Here is a 21,765-nt window from a genome sequence, read left to right as displayed (position 1 = left end):
TGAAAGCGACGAGCGGACCTCACCCGGCGGCGAGAGCGTCCGAGGGCTCCCCGACCGGGGTCGCCTGAGCCCCCAGGCTCGCGCGGCCGGCCACCCGCCGCACCAGCCAGCGCGGGCTGGCCCGCAGCGCCGCGTTCGCGATCTGGTAGCGCAGCGAGGGCGTGCAGATCACCTGGCCGCGGCGGACGGCGTCCAGGGCCTGCCGGGCGACGTCGTCGGCCTGCAACCACACGAAGGCGGGCCAGGCGGACTCGTCCATGGCCGCCCGGGCGTGGAACTCGGTGTGCGTGAGCCCCGGGTTGAGAACGGTGGCGGTCACGCCGGTGCCCCGCAGCTCGCTGGCCAGGCCCTCGGTGAAGGTCCGCACCCAGGCCTTGTGCGCCGCGTAGGTGCCCATGGCCGTCAGCGCCGTCACGCTGGCGACGTTGAGGACGGCGCCGTGACCGCGCGCCACCATCCCCGGCACGGCGGCGTGGGTCAGCTCCATGACGGCCCCCACCATGACCGCCAGGGCGCGGCGCTCCTGCTCGATCGACCCCGAGACGAAGTCCTGGCCGACGGCGAAGCCCGCGTTGTTGACGAGCAGGTCGATGGGGCGGGTCTCGACTTCGGCGGTGGTGTGCAGGTGGTCGGAGGGAAGGACGGCGGGCGAGGCGGCGGGGCCAGCAGCGGTTGCAGGGCCGGTGGGCGAGGCGGCGGGTGAGGCGATGACGGTGCCGGCATCAGCGGCGACGGCGATCGGGAGGTCGGCGTCGGGCTGGCTCACCCTCGCCCGCTCGGCGACGCGGGCGAGGTCGCCGGGCTCGGACAGATCCGCGGGAAGGATCTGCACCCCCACGCCGGCGAACTGCCGCAGCTCCTCGGCGACGGTCTCCAGGCGCGCCCGGTCGCGGGCGACGAGGACGAGATCATGGTGGGCCTGCGCCAACTGCCAGGCCAGCTCCAGACCGATGCCGGCGGTGGCTCCGGTAATAAGTGCGGTTCCCATAATGGCCAGGGTAGCGCCAGCGAGACGGATCGGCGCCCCGGAAGCGCGATTCCCCCCGGCCCCGACGATCCAGAAAGGTGGCTCTCGCGCACTTTTCGGCGTTCCGCCTCACAACCGTCCGCCGCGAATCGGTGCAATGACGCCGTTCTTCAAATCGCGCGGGGCCGCCGGGCGCTCTAAAAGCACGCGCCGGCCACCTTTTTCACGCCGCCGGCGCGCCCCGGCCCCGTCGACGGACGACCGGCGGGCGCCGTCGGCCCGGTACCCTGCCCCCATGCGACTGGCCACCTGGAACGTCAACTCCGTGCGCACCCGCGTCGATCGCGTTATCGCCTTCCTCGAGCGCGAGAACGTCGACGTCCTGGCGATGCAGGAGATCAAGTGCAGGCCGGAGCAGTTCCCGCTCGGGGCCTTCGCGGCCGCCGGCTACGAGGTGGCCGTCCACGGGCTGAACCAGTGGAACGGCGTGGCGATCGCCTCCCGGGTGGGGCTGGCCGACGTCGCCACATCCTTCCCCGGGCAGCCGGCCTGGGCCGCCAAGGAGGGTGCGGAGGCGGTCGTCGAGGCGCGGGCGCTGGGGGCCACCGTGGGCGGGTCGGCGGGGGCGGGGTCGTCAACGGACCGCGTCATGCCGCCGAAGGCCGGGGCGGCCGGGGCCGCGGGGTCGGCGGCGGGGCCGGGGCCAGCAGCAGTGGGGCCGGGGCCAGCAGCAGTGGGGCCGGAGCCAGTGGCAGTGGGGCCGGGGCCAGCAGCGACGTCGGAACCGGTGCGGCTGTGGAGCCTGTACGTGCCCAACGGGCGGGAGCTCACCCACCCCCACTACGAGTACAAGCTCGCCTGGCTGGAGGCGCTGCGGCACTGCGTCATCGACTGGCTCGCGGCCGACCCGGACCGGGCGCTGGCGCTCGCGGGCGACTGGAACGTGGCGCCGCGGGACGAGGACGTATGGGACATGAGCGTCTTCGAGGGGGCCACGCACGTCTCGGCGCCGGAGCGCGCGGCCCTGGCCGCCCTCGCAAGGGCGGGGCTGACCGAGGTGACCCGCGAGCGCGTCACCAACTACACCTACTGGGACTACCAGAGGTTGCGCTTCCCCAGGAATGAGGGGATGCGGATCGACTTCGTCTACGGCTCGGCCGCGCTGGCCGCGCGGGTGACCGGCGCGGCGATCGACCGCGACGAGCGCAAGGGCAAGGGCGCCTCCGATCACGTCCCCGTCATTGTCGATCTCGCCTGACCCCCGCTCGTTATCGCCGGTCCCGCCGGTCCCGCGCGTCACGCCGGTCCTGCCCGGCTCCATCCGATGGCCCCGCCCGATGGCCTCAGCCGACGGCCCCGCCCGGCGACCTCGCCCGATGGTCCGGTCGACGGCCCCATCCGGTCTCCGGCGACTTCGGCCGACGGACCCGTCCGGTCTTGTCCGGCTCCCGGGCCCGGTTCTGGCGCTCTGGGAGGATCGTTCGCGCGAGCACACCGGATGTGCTCGGCGGCTTCCGCATGATTCCGCGGTTTTTGTGAGGTCGATGCCGGGTGCGGGGCGGAACGATCCTCCCGGAGCGCCATTTCCCGCCCCTGACGGGCCGTCCGGAGATGCCGCTGGCGAGAGCCCCGCGGGAATTGCCGCCTCACTAAGAGATGCACCCCACTTCTTCGCCCTCGCCGCGCTCACCCACCCTCTGCTGTACGGGAAAAAGGGGCGTAGCGGAGGGTGAAGGGGCGTAGCAGACGAATCCTGGGTCGGCAGCGTCACGACATGCGAGACACCATCTCATAATGCGAGACAATCGGCGGGGCGGGGGCGCCGGAACCAGCCCGGAGCGCCGTCCGGACGATCTTCCGCCACACCTCATCCGGGCTCGCCGTCGCGGGGCGCCAGCGTGGTGGGGCGGGTGGGGCTCCTGGGGCGGTCCGGGGCGGGGGCGTGTCCGAATCTGTTGCAAAGGTGCCCCGGGCCGGGATCGACGGCGGAGGAAAGCGCGGAATATCAACGATTCTCTTCCGGCGCTCCGGCGCGATCGGGGCCTTTGCAACAGATTTGGACAACCGGCGCCGCCGCGGCCCCTCCGGAGAGGGCGGCCGCGGGTCCGATGGCGACCATGACGGGCGCCCCGACGACCGGACGAGGCCCGCGGGGAGGCCGCCCGGCCCGCGAGATCGTCACTTGACCCGCGAGAACGTACCTCTAGCGGACGTGCTCGCGGGTCAAGTGGCGATCTCGCGGGTTACCCGGCGTGCTCGCGGACCGCGGCGCCGGCCGCCCGGGCGCCGCCGGCGCCGAGACGTGCACTTCGCACTGAAGCGTGCAGTTCCAACCGTTGCTCTCGAGAGCAGAATGCACGTCTCGGCGAAGAGGGCGAAGAAGCGGGCCGACCCTGCGGGGGATTCGATCAATCCCGGCGTCGGGGAGGTCGGGCGGGACTTCAAAGGGCGAGGATCTGGTCGTTCAGGGCGGGCCAGGCCGCGGCGTGCGCCCGGCCGAAGGGTTCGGCGCCCAGGAACACCGCCTGCCGCCCGGCCACCGGATCCACCCAGATGAACGACCCCGACTGCCCGAAGTGCCCGAAGGTCGCCGGGCTGTTGCCCGACCCCGTCCAGTGCGGCGCCTTGCGCCCGCGGATCTCAACCCCCAGCCCGAAGTCGTTGGGCCGCTGCCGCCCGTACCCGGGCAGGACGCCGTCGAGCCCGGGGAAGGCAACGGTGCGGGCCCGCTCCGCCAGCCCGGCGGACACGAGCCCGGGCGCGGCCAGCTCGCGGGCGAAGACCGACAGGTCGGCCGCGCTGCCCTCCCCCGAGTGCGCGGGCGAGCCGGGAATGAGGACGCTCGCCATCCCCAGCGGCTCCAGGACGGTGGTCTCGACCCACTCCTCCAGCCCCGCCCCCGTCGCCTCGACCAGCCGCCGCCCCAGGATCTCGATCCCCCGGTTGGAGTAGATGCGCCGAGCCCCGGGCGGGGCCAGCACGGCGTCGGAGTCGAAGGCGATCCCGCCGGCGTGGGCCAGCAGGTGGCGGATCGTCGCCCCGGGCAGGAGATCCGGCGCGGCGTCGTCGTCCAGGCTCAGCAGGCCGCGCTCGACGGCGATCAGGGCGCTCCACGCCACGATCGGCTTGGTCACCGAGGCGAAGGGGAAGATCTCGTCGACGGCGCCGGCCTCCGCCAGCACCCGGCCGCCCTCCGTGACGACCACGGCCGTCGGGAAGCCGAAGCCCTCCAGCGCCGGCAGGGCCCGGGCGGCCGCGTCCCCCTTCAGGGGACGGGTGGCGGCGGGCGGACCCGCCGCGGAAGGGCTCACCGCAGGCACAGCCGCTGGGAGTGCAGGACCTCCAGGACGGGCGAGGTGCTCGCCCCGCCCGTGCCCAGGGCCCGGGCGATCTGCTCGGAGAAGGAGTCGACGCGCGTGTTGGCATCCCGCAGGTCGTAGTACTCGCGGACCGTGGCATCGTAGTCGGCCAGGGCCTCCAGGTGCTCGTCCGGCTCCGGGTAGGCGTCGACGGCGGTGGTGATCTCGCGCGGCAGGCGCGGCTTGTACTGGGGGGCCTGGGCGGGGCGGCCGACGAGCAGGCCCAGCAGCGGGAAGGTGCGCTCGGGCAGGCGCAGGGCGTCGATGACCCGGCGGGGGTCGGCCAGGATGGAGCCGAGGTAGGTGGTGCCCAGCCCCAGCGACTCGGCGGCCACGACGACGTTCTGCGCGGCGATGATCGTGTCCTCCACGCCCTGGAGGAAGAGGTTGGTGCGCTCCAGGGGCTCGGGGTCCGCCCCGGCGCGCTCGCGCAGGACGGCGTTGCGGTGCAGGTCGACGACGAAGACGAACAGCTCGCCGCGGTCCCCGCCCACGTAGGGCTGGCCGGAGGCGAGGTGGAGCTGCTCGCGCACGGCCGGGTCGAGGACGCGGATGATCGTGACCTGCTGCTGGTAGGAGGCGGTCGCACCGTGACGGGCGACGTCGAGGAGCGTGGTGACGGTGTCCTCGTCGAGCCTGTCGTCGGCGTAGGCGCGGATGGTGCGGTGGGCGAGCTGGGCGCGGATCGTGTCGTTGAGGACGGGTGCGGTGGCGGGGGTGGTCAAGGCTGTGGTGGGGGCGTCGCTCATGACCCGAGCCTATCGGCCCGGCGGCGGGCGGGACCCTCAGCGGCAGTCGTCTTGCGGGCGCGAACCGCGGGTCCCGGCGGCGGGCGGGGCGGAAGTGGGCGGGTCCCGGCGGCGGGCGGGGCGGAAGTGGGCCGGACGAACGGGGTCATCGGGTCCGGCGCCGCGCGGGCGGGGCGGGCAGCGCCGGCGCCCACGAACCAGCTGGGATTCGGGTCCGGCGCCGCGCGGGCGGCGGGCGGCGGCGCCCCGGAGCGGCTCGTCTAGCATGGCGGGGATGCCCTTCTACCGACGCCCCGCCCGCGACCGCCTCGCGCCGCTGGTCCGTTCGGCCGCGCTCACGGCCGGCCGCGGTGCCAGCGCCGCCGCGCCCGGGGTTGGCCCGGACGCCCGCGGGCGGGTGCCGGCCGCCGTCCCCGGCCCCGGGGGCCGCGGCGCCGACGCCCCTTCTCCCGCTCCCGGCGCCGACCCCGACCTCGACCCCGGCCCCGGAGCCCGCGGCGACCGGCCGGCCCTCCGGGTCGGCTACGCCGTCGTCGACCTGGAGACCACCGGCCTGTCACCCGCCACCGACTCCATTATCGAGATCGGACTCGTGCTCGCCGGGCCCGACGGCGTCGCGCAGCGCCGCTGGTCCACGCTCGTCAACCCCGGACCCGGGCCCGATGGCGATATCGAGGTGGGGCCGACCTTCGTCCACGGGCTCGTCGCCGCGGACCTGACGGGGGCGCCGCGCTTCGACGACGTGGCCGACCTGCTCGCGCGGGACCTGGCCGGACGCGTCGTCGTCGCCCACAACGCCAGGTTCGACGTCGGCTTCCTCACCCGGGCGCTGGGCCGCTCCGGGCACCTGGCGCGCGGGGCGCGGGTGCCGCGCATGTGCACCATGGAGTGGGCGCGCCACTTCATGGCCACGCCCTCGCGCAAGCTGATCGCCTGCTGCGAGGCGGCGGGCGTGAGCATCGGGCGGCATCACAGCGCGCTCGACGACGCCGAGGCCGCCGCCGGGCTGCTGCGCCACTACATGTCGGTGGGGCGGCTCCGCGGCGAGGAGCCGGTGGCCTGGGCCCGGTCCCTGTCCGACGCCGAGGGCTTCGGCGGCTGGAGCTGGGACGAGGAGGCGGCCGACGCGCAGGAGGGGCGGCTCGTGCCGCGGACCGGTCCGGGGGTGCTGCGGCGGTAGCTCGGGGGCGCCGTCACGCCATCAGAAGGCCGCTTGGCCTCAGGGGAGGGGCGCCTCAGGCCGCCGCCGTCAGAGGGCGACGAGGAAGCCGTCCTCGTCGACGGGGACGCCGCCACTGGCCTGGGCCAGCAGCACCGCGATGCGCTCAATGAGACCGGTCGCCTTCTCGCGCTCCTGGCGGCGGTCCGGCGTCATGCGCTTGGGGTCCCGATCCGCGGCGTTGACCGGCTGCCAGATCGCGGAGTAGACGGCCGCGCCGTCGCCGGCCCACTTGGCGCCCTTGACCGCCAGCGGCAGCAGTTCGGCGCCGCCGACGCGGACCTCCACGAAGCCCCAGTCCCGGCGCGAGGCGTCCACGGGCCCGGTGATCGCGTACCCGTCCCGGATCTCCTCGAAGACCTCCCCGGCCGCGGCCGCCCGGGCGATCTCCGCCTCCCGCTTGCGGCGACGCTCCTCGGCCTGGCGCCACGCCCGGTCCAGGGCGTCGGCGCCGATGAGCTCGGTCAGGCGCTCCAGCTGGGCCTGGTCCATCTCGCTCAGACCGGCCGCGCCGCTGCCCGCCATCGGCTCGAGCCGCTGGGTCGCCCCGGGAAGCACCCGGGAGAGCAGCGTCTGGGTGGCGTCGGGCGTCAGCCAGACCGGCGCGTAGACGTCGAGGTTCACGCTCGAGGACGGGTCCGGCTGGACCAGGATGCTGCGACGGCGCCGGCTCACCCGGGTCGCGCCATTGGGGTGGGCCGGGTCGCCGCGCAGCAGGAGCGCGCCGGCCAGGCGCCGGGCGATGGCCCGCAGCCGCACGAGGGCGAGCAGCTCGGCCCCCTCCGGCTGGGCCTGCGGGAAGGCGTCCGCCATGGGGTCGATGCCGGTCAGCTCGGGCGGCAGGGGCCCGCCGCGCTGCGGCTTGCACTCCAGGATCATGATCTGGCTCGCCCACTCGGGCAGATTCATGAGGCGCCGCAGGTCGGCGTCGACCGGCCAGGGGCCCTGGAGCTCGACCCCCGGGGACAGCTGGAGGCGCGAGGCCCCCACCCAGCCCGCCTGCGCGTCCTGGGACATGGCCAGCGCCTCGACCTCCTCGGGGGCGACGTCGTCGGCCAGGATGAGGGCGTGGCAGTCGTCGAGCCTGCCCACCGGCAGCATGCCGACGGCGGAGAAGGTCGAGGTGTCGGTGGGAAGGGAGATGGCGAGATCCTGCTCGCTCATGCGGGCTCCTGCTGGTTGTCGGTGGATGTGGGGGTGTCGGCGTCCCCCGGTGGCCCGGGGTCCTCGATGCGGATGCGGCGGAAGGATCGGTGCGAGCGCGACGCCGTCGGACCGCGCTGGCCCTGGTAGTGCGAGCCCGCCGCGCCCGAGCCGTAGGGGGCCTGCGCCGGACTGGACAGGCGGAAGAAGCACAGCTGGCCGATCCTCATCCCCGGCCACAGCTTGATGGGCATGGTCGCCGTATTGCTCAGCTCCAAAGTGACGTGACCGGCGAAGCCGGGGTCGATGAAACCGGCGGTGGAGTGGGTGAGCAGGCCCAGGCGGCCCAGGCTCGACTTGCCCTCCAGGCGCGCGGCGACGTCGTCGGGCAGGGTGATGCGCTCATAGGTGGCGCCCAGGACGAACTCGCCGGGGTGGAGGATGAAGGGGTCGTCGGGGCCGACGTCCACCAGGTGGGTGAGCTCGGACTGCTCGACCGCGGGGTCGATGACCGGGTAGCGGTGATTGTCGAACAGGCGGAACCAGCGGTCCAGCCGCACGTCGATGGACGCCGGCTGGACCATCTGCGGGTCGTAGGGGTCCAGGCGCACGCGACCGGAGTCGAGCTCGGAGCGGATGTCGCGGTCGGAGAGGAGCACGGCCCAATTGTGCACGGCCGATGAGGAGGAGCATGCGCCCGCCCGCCGTGGGCACGGCCCGAGTCGTGACTGCGCCCGGGGTCCGACGCCGTGGAGCGCGCCGTCGGACCCCGGCGCGGATCAGTTGGACGGGGGCGCCCCGCGGGCGTCGACGCCCCGGGGCTGCGCACCGGGCCGGGCGGCCGGATCCTGGTAGGTCTGCTGCTGGAAGCCTCCCCTGGTAGCCGCCCTGCGCGGCGGGGTCGCAGGGCTGGACTCCGCCGCCCGGGCCCGATCCCGGGTAGGAGTCCCGGGAGTGGGTGCAGGGATCAGGGATGCTCGTCATGGTGGTGAGTTCCTCTCGGGCGTTTCCGCCTGGGGGTCGTCGTGTTGTATGCTGCACCCGCGCCTCATTCAGAGGTGAGCGCGGGTGTAGTTCAATGGTAGAACTTCAGCTTCCCAAGCTGACAGCGCGGGTTCGATTCCCGTCACCCGCTCCGCAGGAAAGGCCCGGATCCGCAAGGTTCCGGGCCTTTCATCGGTTTCGTCACAGAGCATCCCGGGCCGGCCCCGTCGGGACCGGACCGGACGGCCGCCGGAGCCGGGTCCGGGCGACCGTCGGGACCGGACGGCCGGGCGGGCCCGGTATGCGATCGAGGTTCTCATCACAAATCCCGACCCGGCTCCGCGCGGGCCGGGATCAGGAGATCAGCGGGACGCCGCGGGCGTCGACGCCCCAGAGCGGCTGTCCGGGCCGGGCGCACAGGATGACGATCCCCTCGACGAAGCCCCACAAGACCGAGACGGGGGCGAGGATGCCGAAGCTGAGCAGGGTGATCAGCAACTGGGCGACCGCCCTGCCGGTGTAGCCCAGGTAGAAATTGTGAGCGCCGAAACACCCCAGGAAGATGCCGAGCAGACCGGCCGCAACCTTCGACTTCCGCCGGAGGGCGTACCGGTACGGGACGTACCGCGGTGGGTACCAGGGGTCCGGGCCGTAATAGGGATCCCGCGGCACGGGGCCCGGGCCGTAGTCGTAGGGAGCCGGACCGTAGGGGCCCGGGCCGTAGTCGTAGGGAGCCGGGCCGTAGGGGCCCGGGCCGTAGTAAGACGACTCGAGCCGCCGGGCGTACATGAGGACGTTGAACAGCCCGGCCGCGGCCCTCAGCTTCCGGTGGCGACGGGTCCGGCGCGGTCCGCGGCGGGAGTAGTCGGGATCCGGCCTGTCGTCGTAGTAGTCGGGATCCGGCCTGTCGTCGTAGAAGTCCTCGACCCGGGGATCCGACCCGTAGTCGTAGGGGCCCCTGGCCCGGGGGGCCGACCCGTAGTCGTAAGGGTCCGGCCTTCCGGCGAAGGGGTCCGCGGCGTAGTCGGCGGCCCGGGGGCGGTCGACCCGCGAGTGGGAGTCGCAGCCCTCCTGAGCGAAGGGGTCGTAGGCCCACGCGATCGGATCCCGATGGGCCTGCGGCCGGGCATCCCCCCAACGCCCTCCTGGCGCCGCGGGGCCCTGGCGCCCTCGGTCGCGGCGATCGCCGCGACCATCACGGCCTCCTCCTACCGCGGGGTCGCGGAATCGGGCCCCGCTCGAACTCGGTCCCGGATATGAGAAGGGATCGAACGTCATAACGCGTTCCTCTCAAACATTTCATACGGGACCATCGTGACGCGCCTCCCGCTCGCGCCTCATCCGAGGCGGGCACGGGCGCACCCACATAGTAGGACGTCGGCTTCCCGGATCGGCAGTCCGGGCCCGGCTCTCATCGCCCATTCCCATGGGAAGAAGTACCCGGAGCCATCGGAACGGGGCTCAGCGGCGCCGTCGGGCCGCCACGAGCAGCAGGCCGCCGATGATCGCCGCGTTGGACAGCGCCCCGGAGAGCCTGGCCGACCGCTTGCGCTCGTCCTCCTCCTTCCAGAAGGCCTGGCCCACGATCGTCGTCGGGACGAGCAGGCCGGCCAGGGTCAGGGCGGAGGTGCGCGGGAAGACCCCCAGCGCCAGGGCGCCGCCGGCGACCGTCATGCCGATGCCGTTGAGCTTGACGAGCTTCTCACCGCTGGCGGAGACCTCGATGCCGTACTCCTCCAGGGCGGCGTCGACCGCAGGGGCGAGCCGGTGCGCTTTCTTGACCTGGTTGATCCCGCCTTTGATGAAGACGGGGGCCATGAGGACTCGGGCGACGGCGCCGACCAGTCGGGACATGAGGACTCCTTCTCTCGCTGTGGCGGCGCTGCGGCCGCGGCCCCAGCCTATCGGCGCCGGCGTCGTTCCCACACCACTCGGAGTCGCGCGACCGTCCACGCGGCGGCGCCGGGCCGCGTTCGGCCGGGGCGCACGGCGAGTCGACCCCTCTGGTTCCGCCCCGCCCCGACCGGGGGCGCAGGGGGAGATCCGCTCCGCGGCCCGCCCCGCCCCGACCGGGGACGCAGGAGGCCGACTCCGCGCCCCGGCTCAGCCCGCCTGCCAGGCCTCCCGGACGGCCAGCAGCGCCAGGGCGGTGGCGGCGACGTCGGTCAGGAACCAGGTGAAGAGCCAGAAGCCCGCGGGCAGCGGCGTGAGCTCGGCGAGGGTGCGGTGGTCCTGGCCGGGCCCGCGCGAGCGCGCGACGTCGCCCAGGGAGTCCCAGGCGCCCAGCAGGAGGGCCAGCCCGACGCCGCCGACGGCGCCCGCGCGCCACTGCCCGCCGAACCACCACACGGCGCCGGTCACGGCGATCGTGAGCGCCACCAGCGCCACCGTCCGCACCGAGCGCGACATGACCAGCAGAACCACCAGTGCGAGAAGACTCACTACGAGGACCGGCCCGGCCAGGCCGCCCAGCGCGGCGACGACCACGAGCGCCCCCAGAACGGCGGGCGCGGGGTAGCCGGCCCAGGTGGTGGCGATCCTCCCCGGACCGCGGGTCCGTCCGGCGGTCACGGCGTGACCGGACAGGTCCTTCTCGACGACGAAGCCCTGGAAGCGCCGCCCCACCAGCACGCCGACGCCCGCGTGCCCCGCCTCGTGGACGATGGTCACCAGGGTGCGCGAGGTGCGCCTCGCCGCCGGCCACGCCACGACGACGGCCACCAGGGCCAGGGCCACCCACAGCACCCTCGGCGCGGCCGCGCCGTCGGGGAGGGCGCGGGACAGGGCGTCATTCCACAGACTGGACCAGTCGATGCTCATGGACCGCAGTCTGCCAGGTCCGGCTGTGGACGCGGGCGGCGGGTGCGGGGGTGCGGCCAGAGTCTCGCCCCGCCGATAGGCTCGGCCCGTGACGACCCGCTCCCCCGCCCCCGGCGGCACGAACGTCCCCGGCGGCACGGCGCCTCCGGGCGGTCGCCGCGCGCCCGCGCCTTTGTCGGCCCGACCGGCCGGCTCGCGGCTCGTCGTGGCCGCCGCCGTCCTCGACTCGCTGACCCGGCCGACGAAGATGCTGTGCGCCGCCCGCTCCTACCCGGCCGAGCACGCCGGGCGGTACGAGCTTCCCGGCGGGAAGGTCGAGCCGGGCGAGCGGCCCGTGCGGGCCCTGGAGCGCGAGCTGCGCGAGGAGATCAGCCTGTCCGTCCGCCTGGGCGCCGAGATCGCCCCGCCCGCCGGGCTGGCGGTGGCGGCGCCGGTCTCCGCCGCCGATTCCCCCTTCCCGGGCGACGACGCGCCCGCCTGGCCCGCCCTGTACGGCTACCGCATGCGCGTGTGGCTGGCCGAGCCCGCCGACCCGGCGCACGGACCGCGGCGGGGGACCTCGCACGAGCAGCTGCGCTGGGCGGGGCTGGGGGAGGTCGGCGCTCTGCCCTGGCTGGACGCCGACCTGCCGGTCCTCGCCTCGATCCTCGCGGCGACGAGGACGTGAGCCGGGTCGCAAGAGCGCCGCGCACCACTTTTATGACGCCGATCGCTACTTCGTCACCTTGTAGGTTAGGGTACCCTCATGCCGAAGATTATAGGGAACTCACTGGCCGAGCATCGTGAGCGGACGCGCAACGCCCTTTTCGAGGCCCTGTCCGCGCTCATGAGCCACCGGTCCTTCGACAAGATCACCCTGTCCGACGTCGCCGCCCGCGCCGGGGTCGGCCGCACCGCGGTCTACAACCACTTCGCCAACAAGGAGGACCTGCTCCTGGCCTTCATGGAGCACGAGACCGCGCGCTACGCCGAGGAGCTCTCGCGCGCCCTGGCGGGCATGGAGGACCCGATCGACCGCCTGCGCGTCTACGTGCGTCAGCAGGCGCTCATCAAGCGCCACTACCACTTCCCCTCCACGGGCCCGCTGGCCGACTCGGTCTCCCGCGGCACGGCGAGCCGGCTGCGCGCGCACGCCGGCCACATGACCCAGATGCTCGCCCAGATCCTCACCGACGCCATGAGCTGCGGGGCGATCCCCCGCCAGGACCCCTCGCAGATGATCCCGCTGGTGCACGCCTGCGTCATGGGGGGCAGGCCGACGCCGTCGGAGCCCCGCGCCCGCGCCCAGTACCTGGCCGCGCTCGACGCCTTCGTGCTGCGCGCCGTCGGGGCGCCGGATCCGCGCCACGAGGTTCCGGTGATCCCGCCCACCCGGGCCTCCGACCCCGCGCACGGCGATCAGGGGCACGACCGCGAGAACATCGCCGCCGCGGGCTGACTCCTCCGCCCCTTCGCGGGACCGCTCCGGTGGTCGCGGGCGCCCGCGGGGGCCGCCGGGCGCGGCGCCGCCGGGACGGACGCCGTAGAAGGCGGCTCCCGCGCGGCTTCCAGGCGCCCGGCGATCTCGCGGATCATGTGACGTTCCCACGGGCCGGGCGAGCGGGCCGGCGAACTACCAGGGACGTCCGCCACTGCCGCCCGGACCCCTGGTGGGGTTGGCGTCCTCGTTGCGCTCCCGCAGCTTGTCGCGCTTGGGATCGCTCGACGAGGGCGACGGCGAGGGCACGGGGCTCGAGGACGAACCGGGCGTGGGGCTCGACGAGGGGCCGGACGTGGGCGTGGGCGACGGCGCAGGCGTGGGCGACGGGCCGGGCGTGGGGCTCGACGAGGGGCCGGGCGTGGGCGTGGGCGGCGGGGTCGGCGAGGGGTCCGACGAGGCCGTGGGCGTGGGCGACGGGCTCGGCTCCGGACTGGGCGGCGGACTCGGCGAGGGGGTGGGGTCGGGCTCCTCGGGCGGCGGAACCACCTCGCACTCCCCCGCCGCCTCGGTCATGGCGGCGCGGCGCGCCTGGGCCTCGGCCGTGTTCCCGGTCGAGACGGCGTTGTACCAGGCGGCCACGTGGACGGCGTAGAGATTGGTGCGCACGAGGCACTCCGGCGCGCCGGGGTCGCGGATCTGGTCGGTGGTGCCGTCCTCGCGCGTGACCTTGACCATGTTCGCCTTCGGCGCCGTCTTGAGCGCCGTCTCCAGGCTGGCCTGCGCCTGGTCGAGCCGGCCGTCCAGGAGCTGGGCGGTGCCGAGGTTGTAGTGCACCCGCCACTTCTCCAGCCACGGGTCGACTCTCGCCACGATCGCGTAGCGGCTGACGGCGGTCCTGTAGTCCTTGTGGATGACGGCGTTGTTCGCCGCCATTGTCATGAGGCTGAGGAAGGCGAGCCAGGCGGCCAGGAGGACGACGATCACCGCCGGGGGTCCGCCCACGAGCAGCATTCGGCGCCGACGGCGCAGCCGGTCGCTCCTGCGGCCCGGGTCCTCGTCCTCGTCCTCGTCCCCGTCGCCGTCCTCGCCCTCGTCCATTCCGACGGCGCCTGCGTAGCGACGCGCCTCCTCCTCGCTCATGCCCCCGGGGCGGAAGCGCTCGGCGGAGGATGCGGGGCCGGTCCCGGCGGCGGAGGCGCCGACCCCGGTCGGGGCGTCCGGCGGGCTCGATGTACTGCTGCTCATCGGACTCCCTCCCCGAGGGCGGTCAGGCGGCGGAGCGCGCGCTCGGCCCGGATCAGCGCCACGAGCTCCCAGATCGCCAGGGCCGACGCCGCAATGCCCAGCGGCCAGGTGAGGTAGCGGACGCGGTTCTTCTTCTCGCGGCCGTCGGTGAGCACCGCGTTGACGTCCTGGCGCGTGAAGTCGCCGGTGGGGACGTCGTCGGACCCGCCGGTGCGCTGGAAGTAGGGCACGCCCAGGGCCTCGGCGACGGAGGCGAGGGCCCGGGTGTCGGGCACGGAGACGGCGGGCTTGCCGGTGTCGGGGTCGAGGATGTACTTGCCGGAGCCGGGGGTGGACGAGCCGTCGAAGGACCGCATCATGCCGCCGGAGGCCGTTCCGTAGCCCAGGACGGCGCCGCCGTCGGTGAGCTCGCCCGCCTTGGCCCACGTCGCCCCGGCCGCGCTGGCATCGGCGGCGCCCTGGCCGTCGTCGGTGGCCTCGCCGTCGGAGAGGATGTAGACCAGTCGCGCGTCCTCGGGGTTCTTCTCCTTGGCCCTGGTGAGGGTCTGGACGAGCAGCGGCAGCGTCCGGTCCAGGGAGGAGCTCTGCGAGCGCTGCGTGATCTCCTGCTGGAGGGAGCCGATCCAGGAGGTGACGGCGTCCAGGTCGCTGGTCAGCGGCAGCTCGCGGGCGGCGGCACCGTCCAGCGCCAGAATGCAGAAGCGGGCCTGCGGCCACGCGTCGCGGATGGCGGTCAGGTCCGACTTGACGCCGTCCAGGCGCGTCCCGCCCCCGGCGGCGGGGCCACCCGCCCAGTCCTCGGCCGCCATCGACCCGGTCCGGTCGACGACGAGGTAGATCTCCACGTTCGACACCTGCGTGGACTCGGTGACGGCGGCGGCGGGCCCCGCCAGGATCAGCACCATGACGAGGGCCAGGCAGGCCCGGCGCCACCAGGAGGCCCGGGCGCCGGGGTCGGCGAGCGCGGAGAAGGCCCAGCGGGCGGACCACCACAGCAGGGCCGCCATGACGAGCGCGACGGCGATCACCAGCGGCCAGGATCCGGGCAGGAGCGGGTCGAACCTCATACTCGCCTCCAGGCGGTCAGGGCCAGGAGCACCAGCACGGCGGCCAGGAGCCCGACGGCGGCGGTCTGGGGCACGTCGGTCACGCGCACCTCGGTGTTCCCGCCGACCTCCTTGATCTGGTCCTTCTCCAGCTCCTTGACCATCTCGGAGGCCGCCTCGGCGTCGTCGACCTCGTAGAACCGGCCGTCGTGGTCGAGGGTGACCCGTTTGAGCTCGTTGCGCGCCCGGGTCATGTCCGCCCTGCTCGTGCTGGGGTCCATCATGTCGGGGTCGGCCCCGTAGAGGGAGAAGAGCCGGATGCCCTCCTGCTGGACGAGATCGGCCGCCTCGCTCAGGGAGTAGATCTGCTCGCCGTAGTCGTCGTAGACCTGGTTGTCGGTGGCCAGGATGATGGAGCGGGAGCGGTCCTGGCCCTGCGCGTCGAAGGCGAGGGCGCACGAGGCCAGGCCGTCGCCGACCAGGGAGGAGCCGTGGACGTCCCCGAAGGTCCCGGCGAAGGTCTCGTAGTAGTCGTTGAAGGCCGGGTTGCCGCGGGTGGGGGTGAAGTCGAGGACGTCGGCGATCTCCTCGAACTGGCCGCGCAGCAGATCGTAGTCGTCGGTCAGGGGGACCATGGTCTGGGCGGTGGCGTTCCACGCGACCAGCCCGACCCGCTCGCCGTCGAAGGTGTCCAGCAGCTCGGAGAAGGTGTCGAGGATCCGCGAGTCGGTGGTGACCATGGATGTGGACACGTCCAGGCACAGGATGATGTCGCGGTTGGCCAGGGCGTCGTTGCGCTCGGCGACTCTCACGGGCCGAGCGGCGATGAGGGCGGAGCAGGTCAGGACGCCGACGCCCAGGAGCGCCACCGCGCCCAGCAGCAGGCGGCGGCGCCGGATGCGCGAGCGCACCGGGGCGCTGGACAGCAGGGGCGAGGAATTGGCCAGGCGCACCGGGGCGGGGCGCCCGCGGCGCCGGCCCTCCGGGCGCGAACGGGTGCGCGATCCCAGTGCCAGCTCGAGAATGATCACAAGGAGCGCCGCGCCCGCGAGCAGCCACGGCAGCCAGGGCATCACCATTGGCGCACCACCTTCCGCGCCTGATCGAGAGCGGTCTGGGCCGCGGCCCGCGGGTCGCGGTCGAAGGAGGGCTGCTCCCACTCCTCCAGGAGCCGGCCGACGTGGCCGAGCGGGTTGTCCTCCAGGTCATGCTCCGGGCGGGGCCGACGGCGCCGCCACAGCTCCTCGAAGGGGTGCAGGCGCACCCCCGCCATCCGGAGGATCTCCTGGGCCGTGGCCGACTCGGCGGGCTCGCCGGTGCGCGCGGCGGCGAAGCCGCGCAGGATCTCGGCGAGCTCGAGGTGGAGGGCGCGCAGGTCGATCTGGCCGTCGTGGAAGCGGGTGGAGCAGGCCTCGACGCGCGCGATCCACTCGCGCCGGTCCGCCGGCGCCATGGGGATGTCGGCCACGGCCCGCGAGGTGTCGCGGCGGGTGGTCATGAGGGTGCCCGCGAACCAGGCGATGGCGATGAGCAGGGCGATGACGGCCGCCACGATCATCCACAGGGGCATGAGGACGGGGCGCGCCACGGGCGCCGCGACGGCGGGCAGCGCGGCGGGCAGGAGGGCCGCCGGCGCCGCGCACGCGCCGCGGCCGGCGCACGGGTTCGCGCGCACGGGACTCACCTCCGCCTCCGGTTCAGGACCAGGCGCTGGCGGGCCAGCAGCTCGGCGATCTGCTCCATCATGACGGCCTCGGAGGTGACAGCGACGTGCTCGATGCGGCGGGAGTCGAGCAGGGCGGCGACCCGCGAGCGCCGGGCCCGCTCCTGGGCGTCGAGCCTGGCGGCCAGGGCCTTGTCCTCGCGCAGGAAGGCGGGCACCTCCCCGGCCAGCTCGATGTCGCGGCGCCGCCCGCGCCCGGGGGCGAGGGCGACGTCGTCGGCCACCTGGATGGCGATGAGCTCGTGCTGGGCGGACAGGCGCCGCAGCCAGTCGACGACCGCGGGGTCGGTGCGCGCGTCGGGGTGGGAGGTGTCGGTGATGAGGACCACGAGGCTGCGGCGCCGGTGCCAGGTGGAGACCCGCTCCAGGACCGCGGACAGCCGGGAGGGCGGCGCCCCGGCGGCGAGCCGCTCCCCGTTCTCGTCCTTCTCCCCGCCGGTGGTCAGCGCGTCCAGTCGGCGGGCCAGGAGGGCCAGGAGCATCTCGGCGTGCTCGGCGCCCGAGCGGGCGGGGCGGTCGACGACGCGGCCCGCGTCGCCGGCGACGAGGGCGACCGGGTCCCCGCGCATGCGCGCCAGGTAGCCGAAGATCTCCGCGACCGCCAGGGCCAGGGCGCGCTTGTCGTCGCCGTCGGGCGCCTGGGCGGCCATGGTGCGCCCGGTGTCCACCGCCAGGATGAGGGGGAGGTTGGACTCGCGCTGGTAGCGCTTGATGACGGGCTGGCCGGCGCGGGCGGAGGACTTCCAGTCGATGTCGGTCACGTCGTCGCCGGGGCGGTAGGGGGACAGGTCGTCGAAGTCCTGGCCGTGGCCGATGAACACGGAGCGGTGGCGCCCGTCGAGCAGGCCGGTGGCCCGCCGCAGGGTGGGCAGCTCCAGGCGGCCGCGCACGCGGGCCAGCCGGGAGGCGCCCCGGGCGGTCCCGGTCGCCCCCGGGGCCCATGCGGTCCCCGGGGGGGAGTCGGCGGAGGTGTCCGTGTCCGTGGCCATGGCGCTCAGGGGGTGGGGACGGCGGAGAAGACGGCGTCGATGATCGTCTCGGGGGCGACGCCGTCGGCCAGGGCGTCGTAGGTGAGCACGAGGCGGTGGCGCAGGACGGAGTGGCGCAGGATGCTCACGTCGTCGGGCGTGACGTAGGTGCGGCCGGCCTGGAGGGCGACGGCCTGGGCGACCTTCATGAGGGCGATGCCGCCGCGCGGGGAGGCGCCCACGCGCACGTGCCGCTCGATGCCCGTCACGGGGCGGGGGCCGCCGCCGCGGGAGGTGTTGATGAGGGCGACGATGTACTGCTTGATGACCGGGTCGACGTAGACGCGCTCGACGGCGCCCTGGAGCCATTCGACGTCGTCGGTGGAGATGGGGCGGGTGGTGATGGGCCGGTCGAAGGAGCCCGAGGAGATGCGGTCCAGGACGTCGGCCTCCTCGGCCGGCTTGGGGTAGCTGAGGACCTCCTTCATGAGGAAGCGGTCCATCTGGGCCTCGGGCAGGACGTAGGTGCCCTCCTCCTCGATGGGGTTCTGCGTGGCCAGGACCATGAAGGGGTGGGGCAGCGGGTAGACGACGCCGCCGATGGAGGTCTGGCGCTCCTGCATGGCTTCGAGCATGGCCGACTGGGTCTTGGCCGAGGATCGGTTGATCTCGTCGAGCAGGACGATATTGGCGTGGACGGGGCCCAGCTGGGTGGTCATCTCGCCGGTGGCGTAGTTGAGGATCTGCGTGCCCACGATGTCGTTGGGCATGAGGTCGGGCGTGCACTGGATGCGGCGGAAGGAGCCGGAGACGGCGGCGGCCAGCGTCTGGGCGGCGGTGGTCTTGGCCAGGCCGGGGACCGATTCGAGCAGGACGTGCCCGCCGGCGATGAGGCAGGAGACGAGGGCGACCCGCAGCCGCTGCTGGCCGACGACGCGCTCGGAGAAGGTGGAGGTGACGCGCTTGAGCAGGGCGCGGGCGCGCTCGACGTCCTCCTCGGGGCTGGTGGTGCGCGCGGCGATCTCGGCGGTGCGCTGGGCCTCGCGGCGCAGCTCGGAGGAGGAGGGCAGGGGGCCGGTGCCCGGGTAGGAGGATCCCGACGCCGCCTTGGGGGCCTGCCCGTAGCCGGGCTCGCGGCGGGCCCGGGAGCGGCGGCCCTTGGAGCGCGCGGCGTCCGGGGACGCCCCGGACGCGGGCGGGTAGGCCGCGGGGGCGTCGGGTGCGGTCCAGGACGGCTCAGAGTTGGTGCTCATTCTTCTCCTCGACGGGCCCGCCCGGGCGGGCGGTGCCACGGGAAGGCTATACGACCGCGGACCCGGCGCCCATGAGATGTGATGGGGAGCGCGGCCCCGGGCGGGCGCGGCGGAGTGCCGGCGCCCTGGGTCCGGGGCGGGCGCGGCCCCGGGCGGCGGCTTCAGTTGGTCTGGCCGTTGGTGAGGTGGCGGCCGATGTAGCCCACGACCACCTTGCCGTAGTCGGGGACGTCGGTGGCGTCGTGGAAGTAGAGGCGGGGAGAGACTATGCCCGCGGTGGCGATGACGAAGTGCCGGTCCATGTACAGGCGCCCGTTGTCGTCGCGGCCGGGGACCTGCTCGGGCACCGGGAAGGTCCTCTCCTTGCGGTAGCGCTGCCGGTTCTCGACCGTCTCCGACTCGGTGGGCTTGTAGCGCCCGCGCGGCACCGTGCGGAAGCCCTCCGGCGGCGCGCTGAGGTACTCGTGGAGGTTGCGCACCGTCACGCTCTCGTCCGCCCGGGCGCGCCCGTAGTCGTTGAGGGCCCGCAGGATGTCCCAGGTCGTGGCGATCCAGGTCAGGTTGTTCTGGTCGTCCAGGTCCAGGGCCCGGTCCCAGTCGCAGGTGAAGTCGACCCGGGGCAGGGCCCGGGCGAGCTCCCCGTTGCCGGCCCAGGTCGCCAGCTCCAGCCAGTCCGAGGGCTGGGCGAGGTCGGGCTCGTCCTCCTCGGGGGTGTCCCACGCCTCCTCGGCGTGGCCGATGCGCGAGAGCACGGTGCGCAGGCGCTGCACCTCCCGTTCGGCCTTCTCCGCCCTGCCCAGGGCGCGGTCCTTGTCGTCCAGGGCGACGGCGTAGTCGACGTTGAGCTCGTCGCGCTCGTCGGTGCGCAGCCGCAGTTCCTCGCGCAGGGCGTCGTCGTCCTGCTCGCGCTTGGCGTCGCGCTGCTCGAGGAGCCTGATCTTGTCCCGGGCCTCGGCCAGCTCCTTCCTCGCGTCGTCCAGGTCCTCATTGCGGTCGGCGAGGCGGGCGGTCAGCTCCTCCACCCGCGCGTGCAGCTCGGCGGGCGCCGTCTCCGGGGAGGCCCCGTCCGCGGCGGCGGCCGGCCCGATCTCGCGCTGCCGGGGCGTGCGGAAGACGATCTCGTCGAAGTGCTGGCCCAGTATCCACAGGTAGCGCCGGGTGCGCCGTTCCAGTTCGCGGTCGTTGGTGAAGGCCCGGATGCGCCGTTCGAGGACCTGCCCGGCCTTCTTGCGGAGCTTGTCGTCGGCGAGGGTCTGGGCGGCCAGGAGGCGGTGGCGGGCGCCGTCGTCGGGCTCCTCGAAGAGGGCCCCCGGGGCGAAGGAGCGCAGGGCCCCGCCGGGCACGGCGTGCTGCGGGCAGACGCCGCCGTTGAAGGCCGACGTCGCCGCCTCGTCGAGGATGTAGGTGGCCGCCTGGCCGACCGTCCCCTTGGTGAGATTGCCTATGAATTTCGTCCACGCCGGCAGGGGGCGGCCCTCGGGGGTCCCCGCCACCAGCACGAGCCCGTGGTGGTCGTCCGCCCCCAGTTCCTCCAGGAGCCCGGGGACGTCCTCGGCGCCGAGGACCTGCGGGCTGTTGCTCAGGCGGATGCCGGCGTCGTCGCACTCGAAGCGCTCCAGCATGGTGCGCACGAACCTCGGCACGCTGGCGGTCTTGGGGCGCAGCGGGTCCTTGGGGGAGGGCGGGGAGTCGGTCTCGACGACGATGAGGCTGCGGTCCCCCAGGCGGGGGCCGCCGGCGACCATGACCTGGCTGGCCCAGGAGTTCGTGCCGTGGCGCTCGACGACGACGAAGCCGAAGACGCGGTCCTCCAGCTCCTCGCGGGTGTCGGTCATGAGGAGCTCGAGCCCGGGGTGGGGCTGCAGCCGCACCCCGGGGGCGAGCGCCCCCAGGCCGTCGGGGCCGAGTTTCTTGCGGTGCTTCTTCTCCGCCCAGTCGACCATGACGTCGCGCACGGCGGGCGCCACCTGGTCGACGGGCCCGTCGGCGCTGAAGGCGCTTCGGTAAGCGAGCATCGTCACTCATCTCCTCGGTCTCGCACGGGGAGGGCCCCGCTGCGGCTCATGCGGTGCGGCCCGCCGCGGGCAGGGGCGCGCCGACCGGGCGAGGTGCGTATACCGCCGTCTTCGCGCCGCGCAATCGGTTCATCCTCGTCAGGGGCGGTGAGCCGGGAGACGGTGGAATGGTGCCGGCTCCCCTCCGAGCGCGTCACCACGGGAGGAACTCGGAGGGCACCAGGTCGCTGCCGCAGGGCTCCTCGCCGGAGGCCCGCGCGTCCAGGCACAGCTCGAACCACTCCAGGAAGCGCAGGGGCGCGCCGGTGGAGGGGTGGACCATGGGCAGGACGCCGCAGTCGTGGGCCACGTCGAAGTACCACACGGTTCCGGCCGTCCCGGGGTCGACGGCGGTGACCACCAGGATCGTGTCCATGCCGCAGCCCTCCGTGCACAGGGGTATCCAGCCGCGGTCGGGCTCGCCGCGCCCGAGGGCCCCCCGGTAGGCCGTCTCGTCCGCGGGGGTCAGCGGGCCGGCCGGGCTGAAGGGGAAGGGGGCGGCGGGGTCGGGTGCGTCGGTCTTGTCCCGGTCCGCCGCGCCGAGCCCGATCAGCCCGTGGTGCGGCCAGTCGCCCGAGCCCGCCACCCGGGTGATGAAGGCGCGGTAGTCCGCGGGCAGGGCGACCCCGTGCCCGGCCTCCCAGGCCGCCACCGCCGCCTCCGGCGCCGGTGGCCGCCACGCGACGGGGTCGGACGGGGGGCGGCCCTCCGAGTCGCGGTGCGACGGGAGGGCCGCCATCTTCTCCTTCACCCGCCGCAGGTCGTCATCCAGGCTCATCACCTCAGGATAACGCCCCGCGGCCGGGGACCGGGCC

The 21,765-nt window shown here is 74.2% G+C and carries 20 protein-coding genes and 1 tRNA gene; 5 read left to right on the top strand and 16 right to left on the bottom strand.

What is annotated here, in order from left to right:
• Positions 1–19: 19 nt before the first annotated feature.
• Entirely contained in the window at positions 20–988 is a 969-nt protein-coding gene (locus tag G446_RS16485) for an SDR family NAD(P)-dependent oxidoreductase (RefSeq protein WP_051285734.1), read from the bottom strand.
• Between the two features lie 274 nt (positions 989–1,262).
• On the opposite strand from G446_RS16485, the gene G446_RS0107045 reads away from it, so the two are divergent.
• On the top strand, positions 1,263–2,225 hold the full coding sequence (locus G446_RS0107045; protein ID WP_026409634.1) for an exodeoxyribonuclease III: 963 nt from the start codon (positions 1,263–1,265) through the stop codon (positions 2,223–2,225).
• Between the two features lie 1,183 nt (positions 2,226–3,408).
• Here G446_RS0107045 and G446_RS0107040 read toward each other — a convergent pair.
• The gene (locus G446_RS0107040) at positions 3,409–4,236 is read right to left on the bottom strand and encodes a serine hydrolase domain-containing protein (protein WP_026409633.1); all 828 of its coding nucleotides are present in this window, start codon (positions 4,234–4,236) and stop codon (positions 3,409–3,411) included.
• 38 nt (positions 4,237–4,274) lie between these two features.
• Entirely contained in the window at positions 4,275–5,075 is an 801-nt protein-coding gene (locus G446_RS0107035) for a nitroreductase family protein (RefSeq protein ID WP_034469545.1), read from the bottom strand.
• Positions 5,076–5,349: 274 nt separating this feature from the next.
• Between G446_RS0107035 and G446_RS16480 the strand changes: the two genes are divergently transcribed.
• Positions 5,350–6,255, top strand: coding sequence for a 3'-5' exonuclease (locus tag G446_RS16480; protein ID WP_245574623.1), 906 nt, complete (start codon positions 5,350–5,352; stop codon positions 6,253–6,255).
• Positions 6,256–6,324: 69 nt separating this feature from the next.
• On the opposite strand, the gene G446_RS0107025 is transcribed toward G446_RS16480, so the two are convergent.
• Together G446_RS0107025 and dcd are read right to left on the bottom strand one after the other, a co-directional pair.
• Positions 6,325–7,458 (bottom strand): hypothetical protein, encoded by a 1,134-nt coding sequence (locus G446_RS0107025; protein ID WP_026409631.1) that lies wholly within the window; start codon positions 7,456–7,458, stop codon positions 6,325–6,327.
• Complete coding sequence (gene dcd / locus G446_RS16475; RefSeq protein WP_034469543.1) at positions 7,455–8,096, bottom strand: dCTP deaminase; 642 nt, start codon at positions 8,094–8,096, stop codon at positions 7,455–7,457. Before dcd ends, G446_RS0107025 begins: the two co-directional genes overlap by 4 nt.
• Positions 8,097–8,501: 405 nt before the next feature.
• Between dcd and G446_RS0107015 the strand changes: the two genes are divergently transcribed.
• A tRNA-Gly gene (locus G446_RS0107015) sits at positions 8,502–8,572 on the top strand.
• A gap of 203 nt (positions 8,573–8,775) precedes the next feature.
• Here G446_RS0107015 and G446_RS20940 read toward each other — a convergent pair.
• The 3 genes from G446_RS20940 to G446_RS0107000 all read right to left on the bottom strand — a co-directional run bounded on the left by G446_RS20940 (position 8,776) and on the right by G446_RS0107000 (position 11,241).
• Positions 8,776–9,699, bottom strand: a complete 924-nt coding sequence (locus G446_RS20940) for a TM2 domain-containing protein (protein ID WP_051285733.1) — start codon at positions 9,697–9,699, stop codon at positions 8,776–8,778.
• Between the two features lie 183 nt (positions 9,700–9,882).
• Positions 9,883–10,275: a DoxX family protein gene (locus tag G446_RS0107005; RefSeq protein WP_026409630.1), complete on the bottom strand. Its 393-nt coding sequence runs from the start codon at positions 10,273–10,275 to the stop codon at positions 9,883–9,885.
• Positions 10,276–10,524: 249 nt separating this feature from the next.
• Positions 10,525–11,241, bottom strand: a complete 717-nt coding sequence (locus G446_RS0107000; protein WP_026409629.1) for a M50 family metallopeptidase — start codon at positions 11,239–11,241, stop codon at positions 10,525–10,527.
• Between the two features lie 172 nt (positions 11,242–11,413).
• On the opposite strand from G446_RS0107000, the gene G446_RS0106995 reads away from it, so the two are divergent.
• Positions 11,414–11,908 carry an NUDIX domain-containing protein gene (locus tag G446_RS0106995; RefSeq protein ID WP_026409628.1) on the top strand — a complete coding sequence of 165 codons (495 nt, stop codon included), beginning with the start codon at positions 11,414–11,416 and terminating at the stop codon, positions 11,906–11,908.
• Between the two features lie 78 nt (positions 11,909–11,986).
• A complete protein-coding gene (locus tag G446_RS0106990; protein ID WP_034469541.1) occupies positions 11,987–12,679 on the top strand; it encodes a TetR/AcrR family transcriptional regulator in 693 nt (230 codons plus the stop codon).
• Positions 12,680–12,853: 174 nt separating this feature from the next.
• Here G446_RS0106990 and G446_RS0106985 read toward each other — a convergent pair whose 3' ends face one another.
• The 8 genes from G446_RS0106985 to G446_RS0106950 form a co-directional block, all read right to left on the bottom strand.
• A complete protein-coding gene (locus G446_RS0106985; RefSeq protein WP_026409626.1) occupies positions 12,854–13,906 on the bottom strand; it encodes a hypothetical protein in 1,053 nt (350 codons plus the stop codon).
• Complete coding sequence (locus G446_RS0106980) at positions 13,903–14,973, bottom strand: VWA domain-containing protein (RefSeq protein WP_026409625.1); 1,071 nt, start codon at positions 14,971–14,973, stop codon at positions 13,903–13,905. The genes G446_RS0106985 and G446_RS0106980 overlap by 4 nt, the downstream gene beginning before the upstream one ends.
• Positions 14,970–16,031: a VWA domain-containing protein gene (locus tag G446_RS0106975; RefSeq protein ID WP_026409624.1), complete on the bottom strand. Its 1,062-nt coding sequence runs from the start codon at positions 16,029–16,031 to the stop codon at positions 14,970–14,972. Before G446_RS0106975 ends, G446_RS0106980 begins: the two co-directional genes overlap by 4 nt.
• Entirely contained in the window at positions 16,025–16,627 is a 603-nt protein-coding gene (locus G446_RS0106970; RefSeq protein ID WP_245574622.1) for an alpha-amylase, read from the bottom strand. Before G446_RS0106970 ends, G446_RS0106975 begins: the two co-directional genes overlap by 7 nt.
• 5 nt (positions 16,628–16,632) lie before the next feature.
• Positions 16,633–17,664 (bottom strand): DUF58 domain-containing protein, encoded by a 1,032-nt coding sequence (locus tag G446_RS16465; protein ID WP_034469538.1) that lies wholly within the window; start codon positions 17,662–17,664, stop codon positions 16,633–16,635.
• 5 nt (positions 17,665–17,669) lie between these two features.
• A complete protein-coding gene (locus tag G446_RS0106960; RefSeq protein WP_026409622.1) occupies positions 17,670–18,896 on the bottom strand; it encodes an AAA family ATPase in 1,227 nt (408 codons plus the stop codon).
• Positions 18,897–19,057: 161 nt separating this feature from the next.
• Positions 19,058–20,911 carry a hypothetical protein gene (locus G446_RS0106955; RefSeq protein ID WP_026409621.1) on the bottom strand — a complete coding sequence of 618 codons (1,854 nt, stop codon included), beginning with the start codon at positions 20,909–20,911 and terminating at the stop codon, positions 19,058–19,060.
• 193 nt (positions 20,912–21,104) lie between these two features.
• Entirely contained in the window at positions 21,105–21,728 is a 624-nt protein-coding gene (locus tag G446_RS0106950) for an SMI1/KNR4 family protein (protein WP_026409620.1), read from the bottom strand.
• Positions 21,729–21,765: the final 37 nt, after the last annotated feature.

Origin of the sequence: Actinomyces dentalis DSM 19115, assembly GCF_000429225.1 — a bacterium.
Lineage (GTDB): Bacteria > Actinomycetota > Actinomycetes > Actinomycetales > Actinomycetaceae > Actinomyces > Actinomyces dentalis.
Note: the sequence above shows the minus strand (reverse complement) of the source record. Positions and strands in the feature narration are given on the sequence as shown.